This is a genomic window from Paenibacillus sp. RRE4, assembly GCF_031844205.1.
In the GTDB taxonomy this organism is placed as follows: Bacteria; Bacillota; Bacilli; order Paenibacillales; family Paenibacillaceae; genus Paenibacillus; species Paenibacillus xylanexedens_B.
This window is the reverse complement of sequence record NZ_JAUZUT010000001.1, coordinates 370690-385470: the sequence shown is the minus strand read 5'-3', so window position 1 is coordinate 385470 and position 14781 is coordinate 370690. Positions and strand designations below refer to the sequence as shown.

Sequence of the window (14781 nt, the reverse complement as noted above, 5' to 3'; positions counted from 1 at the left end):
TCTCCTTTCACGGAAGCTTGATGACAAGTCCAACGGGCAGCTTCTTGAGCTGTGCATCCTTGATGCCATTCAGCTTCTGCAACTCTTTCCAGCGTGCTCCATCACCTAGATGAGCTTTGGCAACAGACCATAAAGAGTCTCCGGCTTTCAAGGTGACGGTTTTCGGTTTTACTTTTTCATCCGGCCGGGAGGCTTTGGTTTTCGTTTTTGAAGCATCAGCCTTGTTCTGACTGTTCTTCAGGGGTACTACTTTTTTGGCGGCATAAAAAACGTACTGCTTTAGCTTGATATCATATTGCACGTCGCCCACCGTACCCGCTGTCTCCTTCCAATCGAAGCTCTCAATGGAGACGGCCATGTTGACCGTGTATCTTGCACTGGAAAAGATTAGCCTGACGGGGCGCCCTGTCTGCATCCAGCGGATGATATCTTTCACGTACTCGTAGGGATCACGGTAAAACTCATTCTTTACATTCAGGTCTGTTGCGTCATATTTGTAATGGTATGGACTGTAATCTGCCGGAAAAATGCCGCTGAAGCTGACTTCGCGTAGTTTGGGGGATTTAATCACATTGACCTCCCCTAGACGACTAACGTTAAACGTGCTCCCGTCCCCTGCATCTGAAAACTCAATACTCTCCGGTATAACAGGGAAAAAAATATATTCCGCGCGATTGTTGAAGCTAAGCTGTATCGAATAACTCACTTATCCATACACCCCCTGGGCACCGGAGACGATCTGACTGTTCATTTCTTCGGTAATTTTGCTAATGATACTGTCCACGTCATGTCCGCTATTGATATCCCCTGTCGTCACCTGCACCGTTGGCGTCAGACTGACGAAACGCTGAATAGCCTGCATCTCGGCAAGCTCACGCATCAGTTTCAGATCCTCACTCGTTACGTCCACCGTGCCATCTACATCACCGATTTTGTCCACCTGTCCGATATTGTTAATCTTGTTGAGGTTACTCATATTGTTCATGTTGGTGGGGGTAGGTGCTGTCGGCATCGGTGGCATAGGAGGTGTTTTGGGTTTAAAGTCCTTGCCAAAGCCCCCGGGCAATTCATCAGAAGTTTGGGAAAATGGATTTTTAGTGTTATCCATCAAGTCATGGCCTTTCTTAAACCCTAGGTCAAACGAATTCTTATAATCTGCTGATGCATCCATTCTCCATAATTTAACAACATCTTCTTTATTCTCAGGAACACTATCTTCAAGATCATTCATTAGTCCTTTGATCTTCTCACTCATCGAGTGAATATTGTTATCTGATACAAGTTCAATTCCACCCCAGTCTGTACCAAAAATTTTATTCAGATAAGGTATAACTGTATTAATACCCTCAATTATCCAATTAATTTGATCCTTGAATCCTATTGCGAAATCTTCTACCCCTTTTGTTATGTTGTATAAGATTTGTAAAACAATAAGCCCCATGTCAGCAAACAACTTTTTAAAAGCATAAGTCGGTTCTTTGAAAACATTAATGACGAACTCGGCCCAAGATATAAAATAATTCAGAATGGATGCGAAAATTGATTTCATATGCTCATAGACCATATAAAAGTAACCAATTATCGTTCCAACCATATCTCCAGCGGTGAATCCACACGCTTGCAAAATATAGATAAGTACTGCAATAGCACCAATTATAAGTAAAATAGGCCAATTAGCTACTGCCAACATCAAAAACTGAGCTATAACAACACCAAGTTTAATAATAAGATTACCTAGCAGAACTACAGCGATTGCAGTCAAAATAGGCGCAATAATATCCCAGTTTTCTTGCACAGCTGTAGCGAAATTGATGAATCCATCAACAATAAAGGCGATGACCTGAGCGATGATCGCAAATGCTCCACCAATCCATTCAATAAAACTGCTGAACTGTCCTGAGCTCATCGCTTCATTCAGTCGGTCAAGTACTGGAGAAAGTACCTCCAACGCTTTTGTACCGATCTCAGATAGGATGCCATTGAACTGGTTCACAAGAGCAGTCCATTTCTGCAATGGGGAATCCAGCATCGTATCAAATGCTTCTTGAGTATAACCTTGCATTTCAAGAACCGACTGCAAGCCCTGGATAAAGCCATCCAAATCTTTCGTTTGAATAAATCCCTCCAAACCTGCACCACTCAATGCGCTCTCGGAGATACCAAACTGACTTGTCAAATCACCGTTATCTCCGTTCATAGCGCTTTGGATGGCTCCAGAAGCATCCGACAGACTTTTGCCATCGGGTGACAACATACTTAAACGTGCAGTAAGGTCATTTAGCTGCTCTACTTGTCCTGTATTTTGTGCCATTGGCAAATAACCAAGGGAAGCCTTAAGTGAATCATTCACATCTTGGCCTTTTTTAGAAGCCTGATCTCGGAATTTACGATAAACACCTTCACCAACTACCGGATCTTGAGCAGCCACCATATAACGATATTTAAAGTCTTCTTCTTCAGCGGCCGCTTTTAACACGATGCTTCCAGCCGACTTTATCATCTGTAGCCACTTGGAGAGCTTACTTAAGTTATCTCCGAGTTTATCCGTTGTATCATCAGCTGTATCCTCCAACTTTTCCATCAAGTTAATGGTTACATTCATCTGTTGATTCACTTGATTAAAGTGATTGGCAATATTGGTTTGATTAAACTGATTCAAGTTAATTTGATTCATCTGGTTGAAATTATTGATAATTTCTGTCGTTTTCACCTGGACGAGATTCAAATTATTGATCAGATTATTAATTGTCGGAGGATTGATTACCGTTATGCTTGTGTCCGACATTGATTTCCCTCCTTTCTCCATTATTTCTTCCGAATGCGGCTTCTCGCCCGCTCTTTCTTCTCTTCCTCCACCCGGACCTGAATCATCGCATAGATGGCTGCTCGTTCTCGCATGGAGAAGGCCATAAGCTCATGCGGCAAAATCTTTAATTCATGGAGAGCGTAATAAGCCAGATTGGCTTCGGAATCGCCCTCTTTGATTAGTTTTTTACGTCATCCACCAGTTCGTTCATGTCTTGATTAAAACCGTTCAGCTTCTGTACCTGTTCACCAAGCGAAGCAAATTCCCCAGGCAACAGCATTTTTCGCAAAAGTGACTCTGCCCCCATTACGCCGTAGGAACGCTGCAGTTCGGTATTCTTCAGATCCGGGTATACCACGCTTGCCGTCATCAAACGAGCCATGTAATCATTGGCATCAATGTCGGGTGTGTATACGCCGTTTTTACCTTTGATCTTGCGGGTAGCCGCCTTGCGGCATTCCTGGTTCTCGTCCTCGGTCATGCTGCGCAGTTTCCAGGCAACCGGTGCACCTTTGTCATCTTTGAAACGAGGGGAGACGATAAATTCCTCTGTTGTATCCGCTACCGCATTTTGTGCAAAAAACATACTCAATCCACTCATGTTTAGTTCCTCCTCTTAAGTTAAGGCTCCCCGCCGCAAAGAAGCGGCGAAGAGCAGTTATATTAGGTTATTAAGTTAACTAAAGATTTTTACACGTCCACTCGGAAGACAGAATAACCTTCCAATCGCTGTTATCCCCGGATTTTTTGATCCCTTTTTTGAAGGGGAAAATCCGGTGAAGAATATGAAAATGCCAAATAGCCCGTAACACAGGCAAGTTGAACTGGTTCCTTTTACAAAACCAATGCTCCATTATTTATTATTTATCTTGGTGTACGCGTGAACCGCATATATTGCCTACTTCGGTAGATTAAAGGATGCTGACATTTCTACATCTTCAAACGTAAAGCTCACTTCTTCCTCCAACGCCTCCGCCTCGGTATCCAGAGATGCCATAATCACACTGTCAAGATTGACACCCTTGAGAGTCACCGTCTGCTTGCCAATAGTGGACGAAGGATCTTCATTGGTCACTTGAATGTCGAAGTAGGTGTCCACGCCATTTTGCATGTACTGAAGCATCAGCGCACGGAAACGGGAAGTTGTATAGAAAATCGTCATGGAGCCCGACCCTGACCAGCCTGTTGCTTTGTGCTGCACGCCACGGCGACCCAGAGTTTTAACCTCTGCTTTTTGTTTCTCCACCGTTGCTTCGAGTGTCTTCACATAGAACATTTCTTCCGTCTGTCCGTTAATGGTTGCATATGCACGGCCCTCTTGGCCGGAAATCGTGTCGCTTGCTTTCAAAAATGCCATCTTAAACCACCTTCACTTTCATGTATACTTTTTCAACGGAATCCACAGGTTGTACCTGTACTTCGATCAAAATACTGTCGGTTTCATTGCCCGGAAGCACGGTAATATCGGTTTTGGAGTCAAAATTCTGAATCGCACCAATATCCTGAAGCTGCTTCAGATAGGTGACACATTGGGAGCGGAACAGGCTACGTCCGTCCTCGTTGTTGTTTACTTTGCCGATGTAATAGGATTCAAAAATACGTTTCATATCGTTTGCGATGCCATCCAGAACACGAACTACACGGTTTTTGGCAAAATGACGCGCCTTATCCGGTGTTACGGAACGGAAGGTGTTCACATCCTGCTCAACCAGCGCTCGGTTGCTGCTCGCTGTGAATACAAACTCACCGTTTCGCAGTGCCGCCTCTGTCTCAGTGTGTGTCAACCGTCCGTTTACGTCTACCGCATCGTCATACGCACGGAAGGTTAGAGATTCGTTTAGGTTAGCCCCTGCCGTTGCACCCGCAGTCCAAGCTACCGTTTGTTTCGGTGTAAGCGCGGTACCGTCCGCAAGCACAACGCCGTTTTTCACACTAATGACACCTTCATGATCCGCGGCTGGATAGTTGGAAAGCACAAGTTGTACCTTCTTGCCCTCGATATCGCGCAAACGCTTGATATATGCGGTGTAAACAGACTTCAGTGTTGCATCATCCGAGATCAGGCCAACCGTATTGAAATCAAGTACTTCCAGTTTGCTCAGGAAATCGGCATGCTCCTGGTTGGTAGATGTACCATCATTTCCACCTGTTAGCGGAAGAGCAGCCGTATTCGTGAGCGTGCCTTCGCCAGTGAAGGTGATAAATGCATTAGATTGCAGTTGCCCAATGTTCGACACCGTCTGTTTGTGTACTTCTTTGCCTGCCAGCAAAGTAGATACATCAAAGTGTTCCGGCTCATTCATATTTGCTGAAATGACAATGGCCAGATCATTTCCTCGAACACCGCCATGCTGAGCAGTTACTGTAAGAGTGTCCAATGTGGCTTTGGCTTTCGTTCCTGCATTAAGACGATATAAAAGTAGAGTCTGTGCACGTTTCAACGCTTCACGAATCAGCAAGAGTTGTGGTGCTGTCCAGTCATAACCAAGCTTCGAAGTTACATCATCACCTGCCTGTACCGTCAAGATTGTACCTGCTTGTCCCCAAGACAGCGGAAGTGCCAAAGCCACCGTTCCCCTCTCTCCCACTGTACCGGGCAAAGTACCCTCTGATGCAAAATTCATATATACGCCGGGGCGTACCTTATTTTGAGTTGTCCATGTTCCTCCAGCCATTATTGTGCCTCCCCATTCATAAATTGTTGGATGTGTTGCTGTGCTGCTTGCACGGTGTACGTTTTCTCTTTCGATAGAACAGCTGCCAAAATATCTTTTTCCAACCGGCTAAACTGCCGGGCTTCGGCAAACTGCTCTTTCTTATATTCGGTATCGTTATGCTGCTGTTCTGTTTCTTCCAGGTTCTTCTTTTGATCAGTTTCTTTCTTGGTAAACATCGCGAGCGCGCCTCCTATTCCTTTCATAATAAGTCCCCCTAAAATAAGTTCATCCTGCTATGATGATTTCAAAGCAGTTGGTCGTTGTTCCAGCTGCTTCATTGGGCCGGAGGACTCCGACACTTTGGTGGTTCGCATCGTGTAATACACCCACAGTTTGGGTGTCTCTCCCCAAGCCTTCCATCGCAGCTCCGTTGCTCGATAGGGCGTACCTTCCACTTCAATCGTCTCCAGTGCTTCAAAGAGCTTGTCTGGCAAGTCCTCCGGAATGTTACTCCCATCCAGCCACCGAATCTCGTAGATGTGAGATTGCACGAATCGATCACTGCGCTCACGAGTGAGTTTGGCAGCAAGTAAGCGGTAAGTTAGCCCTTGGGTGTCTGGAGCTATTGCTCCTGTTGCAGGCTGGATTGGGATATTAGGGAGATGATGTGATAGTGTTGCCGCGATGGCGTTGGTAAGTTGGGTTGTGGTCATGGTTCACCTCCTTTTTAATTTAAAACTATAGACCAAAGACAAAACACTCTAAAGAATTTTGGTTAGATCGAGCATAGTATTGAACTCCGAAATTCACACTTCTTTCTCCAAACTCAACATAGGAAAAATCGAAGTTTGATGATTCCGGAGTGCTAATACCAGCAATTGCACTTACGGGGGCACTCCTCTTTAAAGTATTACTTTCGTCTAACCAAGCAAAAATATTACCATTGGATCTAACACTTCCAATCATACCGCCAACTTCACGATATGATGAACTTTGCACTAGTAAGAATAAGGGCTTAAAAGATAAAGGTGAGATGGTTCCTCCTGAAGCAGGAAATGTAGCACTTTTAAATTTTATACTAGTTCTAAGTGAGCTTATATTGTTGGACATCGTGAGGAATGAAGCATCCGCTGCCGTTGGAATACCTTTGCCAGTAATGGCGGCAGCAATGCTCGCTTTCCCACTACTGACAGATGACTTTAAATCCGAAAGAGTTGTAGGACCATTCTTATCTCTAAAAATCAGTTCTCCGCCATATTCATTCGCAATTGACAAATCAATTCCACCGGGAGTGCCAAAGCCAATGTAGCCCTTCCTCCCTGCATTAACACCTGCTGGCAAAAAACTTTGGTAAACATGAGTTGATCCAACAAGATTTAACACTCCCGCATCCCCTACCAATGAGCCTCCTGACTTTGGTAGACTCGCATTTTTCGCATTTGTTTCAGCTGCAACCCTCGCATCCCTAATCGCCTTCTCCGTAGCAGCCAGATCTTCACGGGTACCATCAACTGCATTGGACAGTTGGACGATTCCCTTATTTTTTAAGGATGCATCATCAATAACGATTTCACCGACTTTCTGATCGGTGTACTCTTTTACTTCTTCAATATCGTCCCTTGTAGGTACTTTTTTCCACGGACCCCAGCCCACATAGTAGTTCCTTTGAAAAACTTGCAGGTTACTGGGTTCAAAGGTTGTTAGAGTCTGGACCACACCAGCATGTTTTTCTATCGTCAAATGAAAAGCTACGCCTACTGGGGAATTAGCTAAAGTTCCTGCTGTGGCATTCGTTGGGCAATAATACTCTCCTTCTGTAATATAGCTATTAAGATCAGAGCCCGCAGATATAAGGATGGATTCACGTGTTGCAACGCCTGCATCAATCTTTTCAAAAATCCTGTTAATACTCTCTCTCGTTACTGTCTCGTTCCCCAAGGGAAGAGGTAGCTTCAATCGATCGGTTTCCTGTGGCATTATGCCCACACCTCCAGTTCATTCCACGTCAGGGACGCGGCATCAAGTTCATCCCAAGTTTTCTGCTTCTTGTCCAGATCGTCCCAGACCAGATAACGGTACTTATATTCCACGGCCATGTGGGCCGGTTTCAGTTCATCAATGGCACGTTTCAGATCATCGATATTGGGTGGAATGCCCATCGTATCCACAAAACTCACCGTAAAACTCCATGCTTCCGGCTGGAATGTAACGTCCACCTTGCCCCCGGCATACGCTTCGGCCACATTTGCGACCTGCCTGCCCGAAAACTTACCTGCTCCGCGCAGCTTAGACTCTACCACAGCACGCCGCTGCTCTACAGGTTTGAGACGATCCGTCTCAATACCAAGCTCCTGCTCCCAGAAGTCCAGCCCCCATGTCGCCGTGCGGACAAAAAACTGCTCCAGCGTCTCGTCCAGAGCCTGGTACAGCAAATCCATCTCACTGCCCTTGGCCTGCATATCGGCCTGCATCACACGCGAAGTCTCATAATATCGGGGCAGATACGAAAACATTTCCCGCCCCTTTTCACTCGTCAGTCCAGCATGTACAACAGAAGGAGCACTCATGTCCTGTGTCCTCCTTTCTTTTCACATCTGTGGGAAGCCACTCACTCGGCTGTTCTTCTCCATTCACTTTCTGAATCGCATCCGTTAACTCTCCCCCTACATTACTCATGCACATCCACCGTCCCCAGCACAGCCACTTGGCTGGTGGTCATCTCGATATTCTGGTCACTTACGCCGTTTACGGTCAGCTCCGAATAATCGATAATCGGTGGGATGTCTAGCAGAATCGCAGCAATACGAGTGTAACGTACGAGTGGATCGGCAAATGCAAGTTGCTTCAAATACGCGGTAACCCCGCGCTCGATTAATGCCCGGACATCCGCCAGCGTGGCATCACTTGCCAGCGTCAGCTTCACCTGAATGTTCATCGGCACTTCCTCTGCCGGCATCACCGTCACCACAGGTCCAGCCGGGGCAACGCCCTCACCTTGTCCATCTTGCGTGGGGTCCACGTACTTTTGCACCGCTGCCACCAGATCGGTGCCCGCAGCACGCTTGTCCGTATCGAGCAGATACAGTCCAACTGTGCCCGGCCCCTGCCATAGCGGGATCACCCGTGTTGCCCCGACGCCCGGCACTTCACTGGCCCATTGCACATACTGTGCCTTGTTGCCGCTTGTACCCTGGTTGCGGACTTTGGCATAAAAGCGCTCCAGCAGCGCGGTATCCGCCTCAATGTCCGCACCGCCCTTGATGACGTCCATGTTCACCACAGACGTCACGCCGCTTACCGGTGTAGACAGCACGATTAACGTGCCTGCGGGTACATTGCTCTCTTTTCCAGCAACAAGCGCACGTACACCTACATTCCCCAGACCATCCTCATCCAGCTCCACACGGCCCACCGTTTCATATTCCAGCGACGCTTCACCGGACACCTCATCCGCGAGCGTAGCTACAACCGTCCCTGCTGGCACGACTTTCCCCGGCACACCCGTAAATTTCACGGTGCCTTGTGCCGCAACCGCCGCCCGGCGCGTAATGCCATGTTCCCCCGCCCGCAAATCCAGCTCCTCCGAACGAAAATTCGGATCACTACTCGCCGCCGTACTGGCAAATCCGCGCCGCAGTAACTCCTGCGCCCAAAGCGCCGCCTCGGACAGCATAAAAGCTACCGGAGCCTCCGCATCCCACAAAAACGAACCTTCCGACTTGTCCAGATCCGCGGGCAGACGATCCAGCATGCGCTGCATAATCTGTTCCTCCGTCTGGTCCTCCAAATAACGCGGAATCTCAGCCATCCCGTCAGATCACCTCACTTTCCAGAATAAACATCTCATCCTGCACACTCATCACCCGGCACGTAAATACACACTGCTCCCGGTCCCAATCAAACGTAAACTGGTCCACCGCATCCGTACGTGGATCGGCCAGCAGCGTTTCCGTCACCATCCGGGCAATCTCACTTTCCATCACACCGCGGCTATCCCCCTGACCGACCAGATCCTCCAGCTCCGAACCGTAGTCCCGAGAATAGATCACATGTCTGTACCGCGGAGTTTTCACTGCCTTAATACACCACTGTACCCACGCTTCATGTGCGTCTGCCGCAGCCACCTTGCCACTTGGAGTCAGCACAAAATCACCAGCATCATAGTCATAGCGCCAGCTTCGCCCAAAACGCACTTCTTCCGAGGCCGCACCCGACAGGTCCTCTTCATCTCCCCAGACCATACCCGTTTCCGGAAACAAACTAGGCATTCGCACTCACCACCTTACACAGCACCACAATATCGTTCCCGCCGTTCACCCGCATCGCCAGCACGCGATCCCCGGCTTTCAAACCTCTGCCCAAAGACCAGACTGCTTCTTCCACTTCCTCTTTTTGCAAAAGAAACCGTCCCGTGCCCGTCGTACCGCCGCCCGCCACGTCAGATATCCCGGAAATCGCGCCAGCCTGCTCGCGCTCCGGTAACCCTAGCGTGCCCGGTAGCTCGGCCACGAGATAATCTTGCACTTCGTGCTTGAAATCGTCCAGCTTCACACCGGACGCCGTGATCGTACCCAGCACTGCGCCCATACCACTCACGGCCTGACGGGAATGTGTGCTCATCGCTCCCCGCATCACGTCGGCAAACTGCCCGTACGGATCTTCTTTATTCAAGGTAAAACCTCCTTTTCACCAGCTCCGCCGTGCCCAGTTCAAGCGTCATCGTGCCCGGTCCGGCTGAAAGATCCCGGCTGACAGACATGACGATCAGCTTCAAACCTTTCAACATGACCGCATCTCCTGCGCGAATCGTGTTGATATCTGGAGCCGAGATCGTAAACGTCTCCTGTATGCCTGTCAGCTTGCTTTTCGCCAGTTTTTTTGCGGCGGCGGCTGTTTTTACCTGATCGTCCTCGACCAGTTTTTGCAATTTACCCAGTTGCTCTGTATCACTCTGCTCAATCGCCAGCACTTTGGAAGGCACCTCTTTACCGCTACCGCCGGACTCAGACGCTGCCATCACCTTGACTTTCGTGACTGCGCCTTCGAGTGTGCGCATCTGCGTCAAATCGATTAGCCGATCCAGCGCGTGCACCTTCGTGTTGCTACCTACCTTGAATAACTGTAACCCGCCTGGCGTCATCCGTGGGTGGTACATGTCTCCCCCAGACTTGGCTGTTTCTTTCAGGTCAGCAAATATCATCGAAAAAATCGTCTGCGACCGATACACCGCCTTACCCAGCTTGGTCTTGATCTCTGGCAGAGCAATCAGCGGGATTTTCCATTCCTTGGCGTATGCTTTGAGCCGTTGCACTGCCGTCTGATCCTTGGGAAACAGGAATTCGTCCTCCGATTTCTCAAGATAAATCATTCGGTCGTAGACCGTGAGGGACAATCGCTTGGTGCCACTGTTCGAGCTTTCCGCTTCCCAAATGACCGCTGGATGGAGAAGATAGACCATTGATTTTTCGCCAAAAGGAACCCCGCTGATCCGCACCGCCATGCCCGGTGAAATCGCAGGAAGACCTGAAGAAGCAGACACGGCCAGCCGGATGTTCGCTTGATAGGCGATTTGGTCGAGCGAGTCCTTCAACGTAATCGTCTCCACCAGCTTGGTGATATCATATTTGTCATCGACAATGACCTTGTAGGTCATGGCATCACCAGCTTTTGCCCCGGCTTGATCCGGTTCGGATCACTGCCGATGATTTTCGAGTTGAGCTTGTAAATCTCGTTCCATTTGGAACTATTTCCGAGCTCAAGCTTGGCTATTTTAGACAGAGAATCCCCGGCTTTGACGGTATACGTCTTGCTACTTTTTTTCAGATCGGTACGTGAACCAGACTTGCTACCAGCAGCACCCGAACCCACCTTCTCCACTTTGGAATCTCTCCAGATTCGCAGGGTCAGGTCGAAATATATATCTCCCGTCTCCCCGCCGCGAAAACTCGAATTGAGTGAAATCAGAAACACCGGTACATTCACTCCGGTTCCTGCTATGATAAAACGCATCGGTTTTTTGGAGATGAGAAACGTGTTAAGCACATTCAGCGCTACGCGTGGATCAGGAAAATCCTTTTCGTCCATGCAATAGGACGGGTCATATTGTTTCGGAAAAAAAGAAGAGAAGGTGATTTCCTTCACCTTCTCCCCTTGCGCAAAATCAAACTCGCCATGCTCCAGCATATTAATCGTTTCGTACCCCTTGGATCTGGAAATGTTGACTTCTTCCGGGTTCACCGGGAATAGAAACGAAGTGCTACCATCCTTCAACGTGAACGACATTTTGTTAGGACCCACTTTATCCTCAAGTACAGACATATCAGCGGCCTCCTTTCTGCTTAGGCCATAATCGTTTTGCGGTTTTGCATTGCCCGGCGGAACTCGTTCGAGATCCGTTGCCCCACCTGTTGAGTCACAGCGTCATAATCAATTGCGTTCTCCCGAACGGTCACTTGTACCGTACCCGGTGCAATATTCACCGAAATCTGGTTGGTCGTTTCCGTTTTAAAATCCTTAAGGTAACCTGCCAGACTGCTCATCTGTTCTTCGGAAATACGCACGGTGAGCGGCGAAGCTTTCTCATTCGGTTGACCTGCGTTATTCATAGCTTTCGCTTGGGATTGCATCACACTTGTTCCCATAAGACCCGCAGCCGTCGGTGAGCCCAATCGATTGTTCATATAGGCTTCGGGTCCGGTGATCGATAGAAATTCTGGCCTGTACGCTGGCGGCATTTGAGGTGCTGTCGGTACGGAAGGGTTTGAAGCAACGGTTACAGGTGGAGTAGTCTGTTCTTCTTTGTTCGATCCAAAACCGAAGAAATTAGAAAATCCCTCAGTGAGACTCTTTGTTTTCTCAGAGACGAAGTCAGCAGCACCAGATAACGCGTTGCCTAAACCTTCCGATGCATTGGATACAAAGCTACCGATATCCTTCGCCTTATCTCCAATCCAGCCCCCCACTTCACCACCAGCCCAACCTCCAACAGCACCACCAATGTAAGTACCGATTCCTGGCAAAATAAAACTACCAATTGCGCTACCAATCGCAGTACCCGCCGTTCCGCCAATCATGTTCCCCACAGCACGGCCTCTTTCCTCAGCTGGTGCATTGGCGATATTAGCCACATCTGCCAGCATGCTGATTGGACCAAGCAATTTCTTTGCACCTTTGGCAAAGCCACCACTTAAATTGTCCATCAACCCGTTACCAGACAACATGTCAGTTAAAGACCCCAATGAACTATCCATAAAACCTAAACGACCGCCCCCGCGGATTCTTCTTCTCCCTCCTCCTCTATTACGATTGCGATCGGCTGGAGGAGTTGGGGTATCAGGTACTGGACTTGGTATTGGTGATGGGCCCCGGTTCGTACGACTACTTGATCTTCGTCCACTTCGGTAATTTCGCCTACCCCGATCTGAACTACCACCATCCGTATTCGAAGAACGGACTCTGCGATTTTTACTTATCTTTCCACCTGTACAACAGCAACATTTAGCTGCAGGACTCGTCGTTGGATCTGAAGCAGGAGGTTCTTCTTTTTTCTTTTTGAAATTGTCAAAAATTCCTTTAACATTATTAAATACATCAAACAAACTGTTCACCTTTTCAGCAGGTTCAATGAGATACGTATCGAACCAACTCTTAGGATCTTCTTCCTTCGCCACATTTTTTACTGTATTATTGTTGTTCCCAATGTTCAACGCCAACGAAGGTCCACTTGCCGGCGTCATTTTCCCTATCGCAACTTCAACCTTTTGCTTTACCTCGACCGATACTGTTCCCGAAGCCTTCACTAGCTGATTACGGAAGCTGTTCAGTTTGATCAACGCACGATCCAAAGCCGGGCTTAACTGATCATCCAATCCAATTCTCGGAGTAATTCGCAAGCGGCTCAAGCGGACAGCGGTACTATAGATGCTCTCTAGTCTGCGTCCGGTAGTTCTCAGCTCATTGTTCACTTTGATCAACCCTTGATAACGCACCCGGTTTAAACGATCCGTAGAGCGTTGAATCTGATCAAGGTAACGAAGCATCGTCTTCATTTGTGTGTTGGATTGGGATAACCCGATAATCATTTCTGCCATTTGTTTCACCTCCTGGCCTTTTCAATTAACGATTCATTTGAGCACTTAGCGCTGCCATCTCTTCTTCCGAGAAAGCAAGCAAAAGCGAGCGCTCCCCGCGTGGCAAAGACCAGAACTCTCCGGGACGGAGATGATGACGCACCCACATGTGATATAAGAACGTGGTCATCCCGCCGGAGTGAATCAGTTTTTTAGGTCTTCAATCTCCACGCCGAAGCCGGATAGTTCGAGCACTTTGTCCCCAACCGCATCCAGTTCACCAGCCAGCAACATACGGCGCACCGCCTGCTCTCCACCTGACAACTTCATACGTCCCGTGATTCGGTTGTCTCCCCAGCCGGACAGTTCCAGTCCGCGGACATTCATTTTCACCGTAGCCTCGGAGATCAGCAGGGCATTAAACGTTTCGGTATCCACCTTTTCCTCGGTGCGCCCCTTTGTCGTTTTGCGAATTGTACAGCGCTCGCGAATCTGATCCACTTTGGAAGACGTCAATCCGCGCAAGGTGAGTAGCAGATCCAGACGCTGGATACGTACATTTTCTTCTGGCAGACGTTCTGCCGCCTCAAACAACTGATCCAAAATCTGCTCTTCGGACATATTTTCGTTCATACTCATCGGTTAAAATCTCCTTTTTCTCATCTATTCTCTGAATTTGATGTGCTTCCGTGTGTATTTCATAATCATCTCCAGACACCAAACAGACCGAGAGGTTCCCGGTCTGTTTCAATGTCCTTGCCTGCTGTTAACAAGTTCAGTAACATTTCATAAAAATCAGTTCGCTACAATCGGATTCAGCAATTCGAACCCTTCAAAGGTAAAGCCCGTTTCTTCCGGCACTTCCTCGCCTGCCGTCCAATTCGCCAGCTGAATTTTATCCACCATGCAATTTCTCAACAGTACACTTTCATGTCCGTACGACTCGGGATCGTCCAGTTTGGAGATAATCTGAAATTTGGTAAAGCCGCGCTTGATCATATCGGACGTAACCTTGTAACCTGTCATCGTACCTGTGCCTTTTTTAGCACCGTTTTTGTGAACCTTCCACTCGTTGCCGACCAGATTCAGCTCACGTTTCTCAATCTCTACGCTGGCCTCCAGCTTGTTAATATTGGTCTGCCACACACCATCCATATGCAATTGACCGTGGGTACCGAGAATCACTCTTGATGCATCCAACATGGTTATTTCCTCCTTATTATGGTTGAGTGGTTATTGTTCACACATC

At 48.1% G+C, this 14781-nt stretch carries 18 protein-coding genes; all 18 read right to left on the bottom strand.

The features are described from left to right. Positions 1–7 precede the first annotated feature (7 nt). The 18 genes from Q9R46_RS01680 to Q9R46_RS01595 all read right to left on the bottom strand — a co-directional run bounded on the left by Q9R46_RS01680 (position 8) and on the right by Q9R46_RS01595 (position 14735). Positions 8–706: a LysM peptidoglycan-binding domain-containing protein gene (locus Q9R46_RS01680; protein WP_311278718.1), complete on the bottom strand. Its 699-nt coding sequence runs from the start codon at positions 704–706 to the stop codon at positions 8–10. Further along, positions 707–2785: a phage tail tape measure protein gene (locus tag Q9R46_RS01675; RefSeq protein ID WP_311278717.1), complete on the bottom strand. Its 2079-nt coding sequence runs from the start codon at positions 2783–2785 to the stop codon at positions 707–709. It abuts the gene before it with no gap. Positions 2786–2984: 199 nt separating this feature from the next. Further along, positions 2985–3407 carry a phage tail assembly chaperone gene (locus Q9R46_RS01670; protein ID WP_145333229.1) on the bottom strand — a complete coding sequence of 141 codons (423 nt, stop codon included), beginning with the start codon at positions 3405–3407 and terminating at the stop codon, positions 2985–2987. 297 nt (positions 3408–3704) lie between these two features. Next, positions 3705–4163, bottom strand: a complete 459-nt coding sequence (locus Q9R46_RS01665) for a phage tail tube protein (protein ID WP_311278716.1) — start codon at positions 4161–4163, stop codon at positions 3705–3707. A gap of 1 nt (position 4164) precedes the next feature. Then, entirely contained in the window at positions 4165–5481 is a 1317-nt protein-coding gene (locus tag Q9R46_RS01660) for a phage tail sheath family protein (RefSeq protein ID WP_311278715.1), read from the bottom strand. Continuing rightward, a complete protein-coding gene (locus Q9R46_RS01655) occupies positions 5481–5726 on the bottom strand; it encodes a YqzN/YkzM domain-containing protein (protein WP_311278714.1) in 246 nt (81 codons plus the stop codon). The genes Q9R46_RS01660 and Q9R46_RS01655 overlap by 1 nt, the downstream gene beginning before the upstream one ends. Positions 5727–5756: 30 nt before the next feature. Next, a complete protein-coding gene (locus Q9R46_RS01650; RefSeq protein ID WP_311278713.1) occupies positions 5757–6176 on the bottom strand; it encodes a phage tail terminator family protein in 420 nt (139 codons plus the stop codon). A 25-nt stretch (positions 6177–6201) separates the two neighbouring features. Continuing rightward, positions 6202–7440 carry a tail fiber protein gene (locus Q9R46_RS01645; RefSeq protein WP_311278712.1) on the bottom strand — a complete coding sequence of 413 codons (1239 nt, stop codon included), beginning with the start codon at positions 7438–7440 and terminating at the stop codon, positions 6202–6204. Then, positions 7440–8030 carry a YmfQ family protein gene (locus Q9R46_RS01640; protein WP_311278711.1) on the bottom strand — a complete coding sequence of 197 codons (591 nt, stop codon included), beginning with the start codon at positions 8028–8030 and terminating at the stop codon, positions 7440–7442. The genes Q9R46_RS01645 and Q9R46_RS01640 overlap by 1 nt, the downstream gene beginning before the upstream one ends. A gap of 101 nt (positions 8031–8131) precedes the next feature. Next, positions 8132–9271, bottom strand: a complete 1140-nt coding sequence (locus tag Q9R46_RS01635) for a baseplate J/gp47 family protein (RefSeq protein ID WP_311278710.1) — start codon at positions 9269–9271, stop codon at positions 8132–8134. A gap of 4 nt (positions 9272–9275) precedes the next feature. Beyond that, a complete protein-coding gene (locus Q9R46_RS01630) occupies positions 9276–9731 on the bottom strand; it encodes a DUF2634 domain-containing protein (protein ID WP_311278709.1) in 456 nt (151 codons plus the stop codon). Next, positions 9724–10134, bottom strand: coding sequence for a hypothetical protein (locus tag Q9R46_RS01625; protein WP_311278708.1), 411 nt, complete (start codon positions 10132–10134; stop codon positions 9724–9726). Before Q9R46_RS01625 ends, Q9R46_RS01630 begins: the two co-directional genes overlap by 8 nt. Beyond that, complete coding sequence (locus Q9R46_RS01620; RefSeq protein WP_311278707.1) at positions 10127–11116, bottom strand: XkdQ/YqbQ family protein; 990 nt, start codon at positions 11114–11116, stop codon at positions 10127–10129. The genes Q9R46_RS01625 and Q9R46_RS01620 overlap by 8 nt, the downstream gene beginning before the upstream one ends. Beyond that, positions 11113–11745 carry a LysM peptidoglycan-binding domain-containing protein gene (locus tag Q9R46_RS01615; protein WP_311280922.1) on the bottom strand — a complete coding sequence of 211 codons (633 nt, stop codon included), beginning with the start codon at positions 11743–11745 and terminating at the stop codon, positions 11113–11115. The genes Q9R46_RS01620 and Q9R46_RS01615 overlap by 4 nt, the downstream gene beginning before the upstream one ends. Positions 11746–11801: 56 nt before the next feature. Next, positions 11802–13553, bottom strand: coding sequence for a hypothetical protein (locus Q9R46_RS01610; RefSeq protein WP_311278706.1), 1752 nt, complete (start codon positions 13551–13553; stop codon positions 11802–11804). 25 nt (positions 13554–13578) lie between these two features. After that, positions 13579–13722, bottom strand: coding sequence for a hypothetical protein (locus Q9R46_RS01605; protein ID WP_167433730.1), 144 nt, complete (start codon positions 13720–13722; stop codon positions 13579–13581). A 14-nt stretch (positions 13723–13736) separates the two neighbouring features. Beyond that, positions 13737–14171: a phage tail assembly chaperone gene (locus tag Q9R46_RS01600; protein WP_095288941.1), complete on the bottom strand. Its 435-nt coding sequence runs from the start codon at positions 14169–14171 to the stop codon at positions 13737–13739. Positions 14172–14327: 156 nt separating this feature from the next. After that, a complete protein-coding gene (locus Q9R46_RS01595; protein WP_145333219.1) occupies positions 14328–14735 on the bottom strand; it encodes a phage tail tube protein in 408 nt (135 codons plus the stop codon). Between the last annotated feature and the right edge of the window lie 46 nt (positions 14736–14781).

Excerpts from the sequence above, each read along its gene's own strand:
- Q9R46_RS01610 (WP_311278706.1), bottom strand. The coding sequence starts at position 13,553 with ATGGCAGAAATGATTATCGGGTTATCCCAATCCAACACACAAATGAAG.
- Q9R46_RS01620 (WP_311278707.1), bottom strand. The coding sequence starts at position 11,116 with ATGACCTACAAGGTCATTGTCGATGACAAATATGATATCACCAAGCTG.
- Q9R46_RS01600 (WP_095288941.1), bottom strand. The coding sequence starts at position 14,171 with ATGAGTATGAACGAAAATATGTCCGAAGAGCAGATTTTGGATCAGTTG.
- Q9R46_RS01650 (WP_311278713.1), bottom strand. The coding sequence starts at position 6,176 with ATGACCACAACCCAACTTACCAACGCCATCGCGGCAACACTATCACAT.
- Q9R46_RS01605 (WP_167433730.1), bottom strand. The coding sequence starts at position 13,722 with ATGACCACGTTCTTATATCACATGTGGGTGCGTCATCATCTCCGTCCC.
- Q9R46_RS01675 (WP_311278717.1), bottom strand. The coding sequence starts at position 2,785 with ATGTCGGACACAAGCATAACGGTAATCAATCCTCCGACAATTAATAAT.
- Q9R46_RS01630 (WP_311278709.1), bottom strand. The coding sequence starts at position 9,731 with ATGCCTAGTTTGTTTCCGGAAACGGGTATGGTCTGGGGAGATGAAGAG.
- Q9R46_RS01660 (WP_311278715.1), bottom strand. The coding sequence starts at position 5,481 with ATGGCTGGAGGAACATGGACAACTCAAAATAAGGTACGCCCCGGCGTA.
- Q9R46_RS01640 (WP_311278711.1), bottom strand. The coding sequence starts at position 8,030 with ATGAGTGCTCCTTCTGTTGTACATGCTGGACTGACGAGTGAAAAGGGG.
- Q9R46_RS01635 (WP_311278710.1), bottom strand. The coding sequence starts at position 9,271 with ATGGCTGAGATTCCGCGTTATTTGGAGGACCAGACGGAGGAACAGATT.
- Q9R46_RS01645 (WP_311278712.1), bottom strand. The coding sequence starts at position 7,440 with ATGCCACAGGAAACCGATCGATTGAAGCTACCTCTTCCCTTGGGGAAC.
- Q9R46_RS01595 (WP_145333219.1), bottom strand. The coding sequence starts at position 14,735 with ATGTTGGATGCATCAAGAGTGATTCTCGGTACCCACGGTCAATTGCAT.
- Q9R46_RS01670 (WP_145333229.1), bottom strand. The coding sequence starts at position 3,407 with ATGAGTGGATTGAGTATGTTTTTTGCACAAAATGCGGTAGCGGATACA.
- Q9R46_RS01655 (WP_311278714.1), bottom strand. The coding sequence starts at position 5,726 with ATGAAAGGAATAGGAGGCGCGCTCGCGATGTTTACCAAGAAAGAAACT.
- Q9R46_RS01665 (WP_311278716.1), bottom strand. The coding sequence starts at position 4,163 with ATGGCATTTTTGAAAGCAAGCGACACGATTTCCGGCCAAGAGGGCCGT.
- Q9R46_RS01615 (WP_311280922.1), bottom strand. The coding sequence starts at position 11,745 with ATGTCGTTCACGTTGAAGGATGGTAGCACTTCGTTTCTATTCCCGGTG.